The sequence below is a fragment of the Mycobacterium sp. genome, assembly GCF_040509115.1.
In the GTDB taxonomy this organism is placed as follows: Bacteria; Actinomycetota; Actinomycetes; order Mycobacteriales; family Mycobacteriaceae; genus Mycobacterium.
Window position 1 is genome coordinate 1 of the sequence record NZ_JBEVLO010000049.1, and the last position, 10,320, is coordinate 10,320.

Sequence of the window (10,320 nt, forward strand, 5' to 3'; positions counted from 1 at the left end):
GGCTTCGCCCATGGCGCTGGCGGGGGTCGCCTTTCTGGGCGTCGGGCCCACGGCGATCGCATTTCTCATCTGGGCCTACGCGCTGAACCGCACGGATGCGGGCACGATGGCCGCCACCACCTTGGCGGTGCCTGCGGTCGCCATCTTTCTGTCGTGGCTCCTTCTCGGTGAGGTGCCGACGATTCTCGGCTTCGTAGGCGGGGCACTCGCGCTCGGTGGCGTCACGATCAGTCGCCGCCGCGGCCTGCGGCGTCTGGAACCCCAGCGAGCAGAGGTGTAGAGGCAGCTGAACTCGCTGCCCGGTCGATGGTCGCCCCGGGTAGCGCAAGGCCCCCGCGACCCGCCCCCTACTCTGGTGGCGTGTTGTTCCTCCTCTTCGGTTATGGCGCCAAGCAAAAGTATCTGGGCGCCGGGGAGGTCCGAACCTGTCCGCGCTGTCACAACACCACCCAGTGGTCGCAGATGCAGGAGTTCAAGCAGTTCACGCTCTTCTTCGTCCCGGTCGCGCGCTGGAGCCGTCGGCGGTTCGAGGTGTGCGGCATCTGCGGTGCGACGGTCGCCGGCTGAGGGTGATGGCCGCAACCTTCGCGGACTTCGCGCACCGGTCGATCAACCGGTGAGCGTTGCATCGCCTCCGGCCGTGCCATCCGCGGCTAGGTGCAGCAATTCGGATCCAGTACCGCGCACAGTGCACCTACCGCGTCAGCGGAGGGCCGGTGGTAGACGTTCATTCCGCGGCGATCCGATTCCACGAAGCCCGCGCGACGCAGCTGGGCGAGGTGGTGGCTGACCGTGGACTCGCTCAGCCCGAGGGTCGCCGCGAGTTCGCCCCCGTTCTGCTCGCCTTCCGGGGCGCTGAACAGCAGCGACATGATCTTCACCCGGGCCGGATCGGCGAGTGCCTTGAGTCGCAGGGCGACCTGCAACGCGTCGCTGTCGCTCATCGGCCCTGCGGCGACCGGTGCGCAACACACGGGCGCGGTCATGTCGATGGTGGGCAGCGTCTTGGGCACGTGGTGATTATGGCCGTCTGCATTGACATAAGTCAAAAAGGTGTGCATTCTGACGGTGTCAGGTAGTTCGACATAAGTCACACACGTAGAAGGGGTCACCATGTCCCGCGCTCAGCTCGCACTCAACGTCGACGATCTCGATGCAGCAATCACGTTCTACGCCAAGCTATTCAACACAGAACCCGCCAAGGTCAAGCCCGGTTACGCCAACTTCGCCATCGCCGAGCCTCCGCTGAAGCTGGTGCTGCTGGAGAACCCCGGCAACGGCGGAACCATCAACCACCTTGGCGTCGAGGTCGAGTCGAGCGCCACCGTGCACGCCGAAATCGCCCGCCTCACCGACGAAGGACTCTTCACCGACGAGGAGATCGGCACGACCTGCTGCTTCGCCACCCAAGACAAGGTCTGGGTCACCGGACCTGCGGGGGAGAAGTGGGAGATCTACACCGTGCTCGCCGATTCGGACACCTTCGGCGCCAGCCCCGCGCACGCCGCGACCGGCACCGCGAACGCTTGTTGCTAGTTCGTGGATACACCTGCCGTGGCGAGTGCGGATTCCGCTGTGATCGAAAGGCTCTCGCTGCTCGATCGATTCCTGCCGGTGTGGATCGCGCTGGCGATGGCGGCGGGCCTGATGTTGGGACGACTGGTTCCCGGTCTCGACACCGCGCTTGATCGCGTCCAGGTCGACGGCATCTCGCTGCCCATCGCGCTCGGCCTGTTGATCATGATGTACCCGGTGCTGGCCAAGGTCCGCTACGACCGGCTTGGCACGGTCACTGGCGACCGCAGGCTGCTACTCAGTTCGCTGCTCCTGAACTGGGTGGTGGGTCCGGCGTTGATGTTCACCCTGGCCTGGCTGCTGCTGCCGGACTTAGCCGAGTACCGCACCGGCCTGATCATCGTTGGCTTGGCGAGATGCATTGCCATGGTGATCATCTGGAACGACCTGGCCTGCGGTGACCGCGAGGCCGCAGCGGTGCTGGTCGCGCTGAACTCGGTGTTCCAGGTCGTCATGTTCGCCGTGCTGGGCTGGTTCTATCTGTCGGTGCTGCCCGGGTGGCTCGGCCTGGTGCAGACGACGATCAGCGCATCGCCCTGGCAGATCGCGAAGTCCGTGCTCATCTTCCTCGGCATCCCGCTGCTTGCCGGCTATCTCTCGAGGTGGCTGGGCGAAAGGGCAAGGGGCCGAACCTGGTACGAGACGAGTGTCCTTCCGAAGATCGGCCCATGGGCGCTCTACGGTCTGCTGTTCACCGTCGTCGTGCTCTTCGCGCTGCAGGGCGACCAAATCACCACCCGCCCATTCGACGTCATTCGCATCGCGCTGCCGCTGCTGATCTACTTCGCCGTCATGTGGGGTAGCGGGTACCTGCTCGGAGCAGTGCTCGGCCTTGGATATCCACGCACCACCACCCTGGCGTTCACCGCGGCAGGCAACAACTTCGAGCTAGCCATTGCCGTCGCCATTGCCACCTACGGCGCCACGTCGGGGCAGGCACTGGCCGGCGTCGTCGGCCCGCTCATCGAGGTGCCCGTCCTTCTCGCCCTGGTCTACGTGGCACTGGCCCTCCGCCGTCGCTTCAGCTTGGAGCACCGATGAATCCGCCGGTGACGAGGCCGTCGGTGCTCTTCGTCTGTGTCAAGAACGCCGGGAAGTCTCAGATGGCGGCCGGACTGATGCGGTCGCTCGCGGGTGACCTAGTGGACGTGCACTCCGCTGGGACGACACCCGGCAGCGAGATCAACGCACTGTCAGCGACCGCGCTGGCCGAAATTGGTGTCGACATCACCATGGAGGCACCGAAGGGCCTCGACGTCCAGCTCGTCCGCGACGTCGACATCGTGGTGACCCTCGGGCGTGAAGCTCACGTCGATCCGATCGCCGGGACTCGGTTGGAGAACTGGGACACCGACGAGCCATCGCGACGTGGCATCGAAGGCATCGAGCGGATGCGACTGATCCGCGACGACATCGGCAGGCGCATCCTGCGTCTCTTGGGCGAACTCGGCGTCGAACCGTCTACGTGAGCTTGCTCGGGCCCACGCCGTCGGCCGTCGCAGCGAACGCTGGAGTCATTGGCCACCATGTGTTCGCCGAATTCTTGCAACGAATTTAACGCAAAGGCAAAATTTTACTGGGCCTCGTCATCTACTGTTCCGTGCAGCAACCACCGCGAACGATCGGACGACGCCGAGATGACAGCAGAGAACGTGGCAGTGCCGATCGCTGCCGACGAAGAGTGTGTGGATTGCGGCTACGAGCCCGAACTCAAGCGGACACTCGGCTCCTTCCAGGTGTTTGCGATCTCGTTCGCGTTCATCTCGGTGGCGGTCGGCATCTTCGGCACCTACGACGACCTCCTTCGCAACTCCGGACCCGTCGGTATCTGGACCTGGATCGTCGCGGCCCTCGGGCAGCTGTTGGTGGCGCTGGTGATCGCCCAGTTCGCCGCTCGCATCGCACTGTCGGGTTCGTCCTACCAGTGGGCCTCACGGCTGGCGAATCCGAAGATCGGGTGGTTCTTCGGGTGGCTCACCTTCTGCTATCTGATCACCGGGCTGATGGCCATCAACAGCGCCATGTCGAGTCAGTGCCTCATGCCGTTGTTCAACATGGCGCCCAGCGAGACCACCGCCCGGATCATGACGGTGGCGCTCATGGTGATTCAGGCCATCCTGGCGATCGCCTCCACCAAGATCGTCGCGGTACTCAATTCGGTGGCCGTGGGCGTCGAACTGACGATCGTGGTGGTGCTGGTGGTCGCGCTTCTGGTCGCCGTGGCGGTGACCGGCAACGGCTCCGTCGACAACCTCACCTCGCGCGGAATGGCCGAGGGCGCACCGGATTACTTCTCACTGGGCGGCGGCTTGATGGCCGTCATGATCGTCGGACTCGCCACCCTCGTTGGCTTCGACGCGGCTGCGAACATGGCCGAGGAGGCCAAGGACCCCTTCCGCAGCGTGCCACGCGCCATCGTCGGTTCGGTTGTCGCAGCAGGTGTTCTTGGCATGCTCTTCCTGATCGCCTTGACGATCGCCATCGAGAGCATCCCCGAAGTGACCGCCGCCGAATCGCCCGTCGCGACCATCATGGGTGACCAGCTCGGCACCGTAACCGAACGCATCTTCCTCGTCGCCATCGCCGTCGCCTTCTTCGGCGGCGGCATGGTGACGCTGACCAGCTGTTCCCGCATGATCTTCGCGATGGCACGCGATAACCGTTTCCCTGCAGCTCAATTGATGAAGCGAGTGGACAGCCGCACCCAGACGCCGATACCGGCGACCATCCTGCCGGTCGTCGTCGGCATCGTGACGCTGTTCGCGCTGCCCGGCGATGCGCTGCTGGAGTTGATCACCTCCGGCACGGTCCTGATTGCCCTGACGTACGGCGGGATCGTCGTGCTCTATCTGGCGGTGCGCAAGCGGCTGGACCACAAGGAGGGTGGCTTTACCCTCGGGCGCCTCGACATGCCCGTCGCGATCGCGGCACTCCTGTGGTCGGTCGGCGTGCTGGTCATCCTGCTATCACCGATCAGTGCGCGCGTACCGATGGTGATCGTCGCTGGCTTGTTGGTCTTGGGTGGTGCGTACTTCGCCTTCATGATGATCTTCAACCGCGAGGTACTCGACGCCGAACCCGAAGCCATCGCCGCCGAGGCAGCGCCCGGAGGCCCGAAATGACCTCTACCGCACCGGGGTTGGAACGACTTACCGGCCGCGTCGTGTGCCCGGGCGACCCTGACTACTCCGACGCGAAGGAAGGCTGGAACCTGCTGTTCAGCCACCACCCGGCCGTCGTCGTGTTCGCCAGGGAAACCCGAGACGTCGTGAATGCGCTGGCCTGGGCCCGGCGGCACGGCGTTCCCGTCCGGGTCCGCAGCGGTGGCCATTGCCTCGAGGGCTGGTCCAACGTCGACGGCGGCATCGTGATCGACGTCAGCGAGATGAAGTCGTTGAGCATCGACCGGTCGGCGCACACCGCCACCGTCGGTGCTGGGCTGAATCAGCTCGAAGCCGTCACCGCGCTCGGCCACGCGGGCTACCTGGCGCCGACCGGCACCGAAGGGTCCGTCGGCTTGGTCGGCGCGACCCTCGGCGGCGGCTTCGGTCTGCTCACCCGCGCGTTCGGGATGGCATCGGACAACCTGCTCGCGGTCGAGATCGTCGTTGCCGCAGGCGTCGACGGCGCCGAGGCGATCATCGCCGACGAGGACGACAACTCCGACCTTCTCTGGGCGCTGCGCGGCGCAGGCAACGGCAACTTCGGAATCGTCACCTCGCTGACCTACCGGGTCAACCCACTGATGCCGACCATCTACGTGACGGCGAAATGGCAAGGCCTCGAACACCTGCCACGGGTATTCGACGCCTGGCAGCGCGCGGCACCCGTCTCCGACAACCGCCTGACCAGCCAGCTCGAGATCAGCCGGGACGGGATCCAGCTCATCGGTGTCCTGGTGGCTGGATCGCAGGTCGAGGCGGTGCAGCTGCTGGCGCCCATGCTGTCCGTGGGCCAGCCCGACGTGTCGACGACGGATACCGGCTGGGCTGAGACCTACACCGACTTCCAGATACCCACCGCGGGAGAGCCGGCGAACTGGAAGTTCATGTCTCAGTTCATCTATGAACCCTTTCCCGCCGAAGCGATCGACGTGATCCGTTCGTTCCTGTCGAAGTCGCCCACGTCGGGCTGCAACTACTTCACCAACGCCTTCGGCGGCGCGGTCTCGGACAGCGAGCCCGCAGGCGGTTCGGTGTTCGCGCACCGCAATGCGCTGTTCTATGCCGAACCGGGGGCGGGCTGGGGCGTTCGTGGCGGCACGGTTGCGGCTGAGGACGACCCGATGACTGAGCAGTGTCTGGCCTGGGTCGCCGATCTCGCCGACGCGCTAAAGCCCTACGTGAATGGCGCTTACGTCAACGTGCCCAACGCAGGCATGCCGGATTGGGCGACCGCCTACTGGGGCTGCGGCGTCGACCGGCTCCGCGCGATCAAGGCGAGGTACGACCCCGACGACGTGTTCACCTTCGAGCAGAGCGTGCCGTCGCCGAATGGTTAGCCGTGACGCGTGGGATCGGGCCGAAGTCGTTCTCGGCGAACGCATCGCGGGTCTGGCCGATGCCGGAATCGCGGCGCCGCGTACCTTCCAAGATGAACTATTCGATTAGCGCATTTACTCAAACGTCGGGCGGCATGACGCAGGGATGAATCTGCACTTCGAGCCGGTTTCGAGATTCCTGCCGAAAATGCTCCATCGCGTCGTACTTACCGTACCGTCAGCGCCACTACTTCGTATTCGGAGTTGCGCCGACCAGCCCTCGGCGCACGGTTGAGAAGGAGCCGAATCGGCATGCGCATCGTCGTGGATCTGAACCGCTGTCTTGGATACGCGCAGTGCGTTCCGCTGGCACCGCAGGTACTCCAACTCAATGGCGAGGAAGCCCTCGCCTACGACCCAAATCCCGACGACTCGCAACGCCAGCGGGTCGCGCGGGCGGTGGCGTCCTGCCCCGTGCAGGCCATCATCGCCGAGATGGATCCGCCATCCGACAGGTCCACGAAATGACCACCGCGTCGCTGGTTTCCGATCTCGTCACCAGCTTCAAGGCGACCGGACGGATCGTCATCGTCGGAGCCTCCCTCACCGGACTGCGGGCCGCAGAAGCCCTGCGTGACGAGGGCTTCACTGGCTCGCTCACCATCATCGGCGACGAGGTGCACGAACCCTACGATCGCCCACCGCTGTCCAAGCAGGTCCTCAAGGGCTGGGTGCCTGCGGGGAACACCAAGCTGCCACGCCTGCGTCAGGTCGACGCGGATTGGCGCCTTGGCGTCGCGGCCGTACGCCTCGACCGCGCCAACCGGGAGGTGGTGCTGGCCAACGGCGACAAGGTGCCGTACGACCGTCTGCTGATTGCCACGGGCGTCCGCTCCCGCGCCTGGTTCAACAAGGAAGAGGCCAAGCTCAAGGGCCTCTACACCCTGCGGACGAGCGACGACGCGGCAAAGCTGCAGGCCGCGTTCAAGGCCCGGCCGAAGCGGGTGCTGATCGTCGGCGCAGGCTTCATCGGCTCCGAAATGGCCTCGGTGTGTCGTGAACTCGGCTTGGACGTCACGGTGGCGGAGCGGTCCAGCGCACCGCTGGTGGGCCCACTCGGCGGCGTCATCGGAGACATCGCCGCGAAGATGCAGCGCGACGCCGGGGTCGACCTGCGAACCGGCGTGGCCGTTGAGGCCCTCAAGGGTGACGCGGAAGGGCATGTGCGACAGGCTCAGTTGTCGGACGGCACTCTGCTCGACGTCGACGTGGTAGTGGCCTCCCTGGGATCCATCCGCAACATCGAGTGGCTCGAAGGCGCCGAGCTGGCCTCAGGATTCTGGGGCGTGGCCTGTGACGCGGGTTGCCGGGCATTCGACATCAACGGCGTGGTCACCGACAACATCTTCGTTGCCGGCGACGTCGCAAGGGCGCCTCACGTGCTCTACGAGTATCAGTTCATGGCCATCGAGCACGTCGACGCCGCGGTCTTGGGTGCGCAGACGGCGGCGCACAACATGGTCAATCTGGAGATGGGCCGCCGACCCCACCTGCCGCTGCCGCAGTTCTGGTCCGGCCAGTTCGGCGTCAACATCAAGGGCGTTGGCGTCTGCTCCTTTGGCGATCAGATGGTCTTCACTCAGGGGTCGCCCGAGGATTTGCGCTTCGCCGCCGCGTTCGGCAAGAACGGTCGCATCGTCGGCGCGCTGACGTTCAACCACGGCAAGTGGCTGCAGTACTACGCGGACCTGATCGAACGCTCCGCTCCCTTCCCGCCACCGCCACCGGGCTACGACGTGCCGGTCGACTCGGAACCACAGTCGGCCCGGTTTCCGGATCCGCGGGAGCCCACCGGAATTCCCGATGTCGTGCTCACCGGCCATGATCCGACTTCGCGGGGAGCCGAATACCGCCCGAAGCCGCGCTAGCACCCGGAAGGACATCACGACGTGACGACTGCAGAGACGGCCTGGGCGGAGGCCATGAGATTCGAGAACCGCCACGACCCGTACGAATTCTTCGATCAGCTCCGCGAGACGCCCGTGGTGAAGGTGGCCGATCGCACCTACGTGGTCACCGGATACCGGGAACTGATGGCCCTGGCCCACGATCCGCGGATCAGCTCCGACATCAGCCGCAGTCCGCTGGGAGCCGCGCAGGCGGCAGGGTCTCCGCCTGCGCCCGGTGCTGACGACATCGCAGCCTACGGTCGGGCGAAGACGATCATCCTGTCCGACCCGGCCGACCACGATAGGGCCCGGCGCCAAGTCATGCGGCACTTCGCGCCACCGCACTCGCCGGACGTCATCCCAGGAATGGAACCCGACATCCAGCGACTGTGCGACGAGCTGCTGGATGGGATCAAGGCCAAGAGTGGGGAAGGACTGGGCGACAACGTCTTCGACGTCGTCGACGACTACGCCTACCCCGTGCCGGTGGCCGTGATCTGTCAGCTGTTGGGCATCCCGCTGAAGGACGAGCCCATGTTTCACGCCTGGATCTTCGACTTCATGGCCGGACTCGACCTCGGCCCGGAGGCGGCCACCGAAGAGGGCCAGGCCCGCGCCGCGAAGGGCAAGCAGAGCACGGCCGAACTCTCTCAGTACCTCGCCGACCTCATCGAGGGTTACCTGAAGGAACCCAGCGACGGCCTGCTGTCGAAGCTGGTGAACGACGACGGGCCCGACGGTCCGATGGCGCCACGAGAAGCCGCGTCGAACGCCGTCCTGCTCCTCATCGCTGGGCACGACTCGACGGTGAACACCATCGCCCACTGCGTGCTGACGTTACTGCGCAACCCGGAATCCCTTGATCTGCTGCGCAACCGGCCCGAGTTGATACCCCGCGCGATCGAGGAGGTGCAGCGGCTGCAGTCGGCCGTCCAATTCTTCCCGAGCCGGAGCGCGACCGCCGACATCGAGGTCGGCGGGACCGTCATCCCCGCCGGGTCGGCGGTTCACCTGATGTACGCCGCGGCCAACCGCGACCCCGAGATGTTCCCCGAGCCGACGAGGTTCGATCCGTTGCGCCGCAACAACCAACACTTCGGGTGGGGCAGTGGAATCCACACCTGCATGGGCGGACCGCTGGCGCGCTTGGAGGTCAATCTAGCGGTGGAGACCTTTCTGCGCCGGGTCGAGAACCCCCGCCTCGTCGTCGATCCGCCACCCTATCGACAGAGCCAAGTCTTCCGGGGACCGCGTCATCTCGAGGTCGCCTTCGACCGGATTGACTGAGGTGAAGGCCTTCCAGTTCGTCGAATGGCAACGGCCCGGCCAGCTTCGGGACGTCCCGGTGCCGGAGCCGGGTCCGGGGGAGGTGCTGGTCAAGGTCGGTGGCGCCGGTGCGTGCCATTCGGATCTGCACGTGCTAGAACTCCCGTCGGGGTCGAGGGCATTCACGCCGCCTTTCACCCTCGGACACGAGAACGCCGGCTGGGTCGACAAGATGGGCCCCGGCGCAACGGGATTCGCCCCTGGCGACCCGATCATCGTGTACGGGCCCTGGGGATGCGGGCTGTGCACGAACTGCCGCCAGGGAATGGAGAACTACTGTCAAGCGCCGGGAGGTCCCAGCCCAGGCGGCCTTGGTGGCACCGACGGAGGCATGGCCGAGTACCTGCTAGTGCCTGCCACCCGGTACCTGATTCCGCTGGGTGATCTCGATCCGCGCGAGGCTGCGCCGCTGAGCGACGCCGGGCTCACCAGTTACCACGCCATCAAGCGCTCGGTCCACCTGCTGGGGCCCGGCTCGACTGCGGTCGTGATCGGCGCCGGAGGGCTCGGACAAATGGCCATCCAGGTGCTGAGGGCTTTGGCCTCGGCGACGACCGTGGTGGCCGTGGACACTTCACCGGCAAAACTCGACGTCGCGACGAAGCTCGGTGCCGACGAGGCATTGATCTCCGGCGGCGATGCGGTCGACCGAATCGGGGACATCACCAGGGGTCAGGGTGCCGAGCTGGTGCTCGATCTGGTCGGCGTCGAGCCGACCTTGGCGATGGCGGTGCAAGTGGCCCGCGTCCTCGGACACCTGACGATCGTCGGCGTCGGCAGCGCGACCCTGCCGGTCAACTTCGGCAGCCCGCCCCACGAATGCTCCGTCGCATCGCCCTTCTGGGGCTCCATTCCCGAACTGATCGAGGTCATCTCCCTGGCCCAGTCGGGACGGATCTCGATGCTGGTCGAACACTTCACGATCGACGACGCCGCGCACGCCTACGACCTGCTGCACGACGGAAAGATCAAGGGGCGGGCGGTGATCAC

General features: G+C 65.7%; 12 protein-coding genes. 11 read left to right on the top strand and 1 reads right to left on the bottom strand.

Annotation, left to right across the window (positions count from 1 at the left end; genetic code table 11):
• Both ABW137_RS03950 and ABW137_RS03955 read left to right on the top strand, forming a co-directional pair.
• Positions 1–280: EamA family transporter (locus ABW137_RS03950; protein WP_526397096.1), on the top strand; the 280-nt coding region annotated here is incomplete at its 5' end.
• Positions 281–363: 83 nt separating this feature from the next.
• Positions 364–567: a zinc-ribbon domain-containing protein gene (locus tag ABW137_RS03955; RefSeq protein ID WP_526397115.1), complete on the top strand. Its 204-nt coding sequence runs from the start codon at positions 364–366 to the stop codon at positions 565–567.
• A gap of 86 nt (positions 568–653) precedes the next feature.
• Here the strand turns inward: ABW137_RS03955 and ABW137_RS03960 are convergent, their stop codons facing one another.
• Positions 654–1,013: an Rv2640c family ArsR-like transcriptional regulator gene (locus ABW137_RS03960; protein WP_526397098.1), complete on the bottom strand. Its 360-nt coding sequence runs from the start codon at positions 1,011–1,013 to the stop codon at positions 654–656.
• A gap of 100 nt (positions 1,014–1,113) precedes the next feature.
• Here ABW137_RS03960 and ABW137_RS03965 point away from each other — a divergent pair, with 100 nt between their 5' ends.
• From ABW137_RS03965 to ABW137_RS04005, 9 genes are all read left to right on the top strand, one after another.
• Positions 1,114–1,536, top strand: coding sequence for an ArsI/CadI family heavy metal resistance metalloenzyme (locus ABW137_RS03965; protein WP_526397100.1), 423 nt, complete (start codon positions 1,114–1,116; stop codon positions 1,534–1,536).
• Positions 1,537–1,632: 96 nt separating this feature from the next.
• Complete coding sequence (gene arsB / locus ABW137_RS03970; protein WP_526397117.1) at positions 1,633–2,616, top strand: ACR3 family arsenite efflux transporter; 984 nt, start codon at positions 1,633–1,635, stop codon at positions 2,614–2,616.
• Positions 2,613–3,044 (top strand): arsenate-mycothiol transferase ArsC, encoded by a 432-nt coding sequence (locus ABW137_RS03975; RefSeq protein WP_526397102.1) that lies wholly within the window; start codon positions 2,613–2,615, stop codon positions 3,042–3,044. Before arsB ends, ABW137_RS03975 begins: the two co-directional genes overlap by 4 nt.
• Before the next feature lie 168 nt (positions 3,045–3,212).
• Positions 3,213–4,697: an amino acid permease gene (locus ABW137_RS03980; protein ID WP_526397104.1), complete on the top strand. Its 1,485-nt coding sequence runs from the start codon at positions 3,213–3,215 to the stop codon at positions 4,695–4,697.
• Positions 4,694–6,076: an FAD-binding oxidoreductase gene (locus tag ABW137_RS03985; protein ID WP_526397107.1), complete on the top strand. Its 1,383-nt coding sequence runs from the start codon at positions 4,694–4,696 to the stop codon at positions 6,074–6,076. The genes ABW137_RS03980 and ABW137_RS03985 overlap by 4 nt, the downstream gene beginning before the upstream one ends.
• Positions 6,077–6,367: 291 nt before the next feature.
• Entirely contained in the window at positions 6,368–6,583 is a 216-nt protein-coding gene (locus ABW137_RS03990; RefSeq protein WP_526397109.1) for a ferredoxin, read from the top strand.
• A complete protein-coding gene (locus tag ABW137_RS03995) occupies positions 6,580–7,983 on the top strand; it encodes an NAD(P)/FAD-dependent oxidoreductase (RefSeq protein WP_526397111.1) in 1,404 nt (467 codons plus the stop codon). The genes ABW137_RS03990 and ABW137_RS03995 overlap by 4 nt, the downstream gene beginning before the upstream one ends.
• Positions 7,984–8,004: 21 nt before the next feature.
• Positions 8,005–9,291: a cytochrome P450 gene (locus ABW137_RS04000; RefSeq protein WP_526397113.1), complete on the top strand. Its 1,287-nt coding sequence runs from the start codon at positions 8,005–8,007 to the stop codon at positions 9,289–9,291.
• A gap of 1 nt (position 9,292) precedes the next feature.
• Positions 9,293–10,320 (top strand): NAD(P)-dependent alcohol dehydrogenase (locus ABW137_RS04005; RefSeq protein ID WP_526397119.1); only part of this gene is annotated, 1,028 nt, incomplete at its 3' end.

Coding starts and splice junctions, on each gene's coding strand:
- ABW137_RS03980 (WP_526397104.1), top strand. CDS start 3,213: ATGACAGCAGAGAACGTGGCAGTGCCGATCGCTGCCGACGAAGAGTGT.
- ABW137_RS03975 (WP_526397102.1), top strand. CDS start 2,613: ATGAATCCGCCGGTGACGAGGCCGTCGGTGCTCTTCGTCTGTGTCAAG.
- ABW137_RS03995 (WP_526397111.1), top strand. CDS start 6,580: ATGACCACCGCGTCGCTGGTTTCCGATCTCGTCACCAGCTTCAAGGCG.
- ABW137_RS03965 (WP_526397100.1), top strand. CDS start 1,114: ATGTCCCGCGCTCAGCTCGCACTCAACGTCGACGATCTCGATGCAGCA.
- arsB (WP_526397117.1), top strand. CDS start 1,633: ATGGCGGCGGGCCTGATGTTGGGACGACTGGTTCCCGGTCTCGACACC.
- ABW137_RS03985 (WP_526397107.1), top strand. CDS start 4,694: ATGACCTCTACCGCACCGGGGTTGGAACGACTTACCGGCCGCGTCGTG.
- ABW137_RS03990 (WP_526397109.1), top strand. CDS start 6,368: ATGCGCATCGTCGTGGATCTGAACCGCTGTCTTGGATACGCGCAGTGC.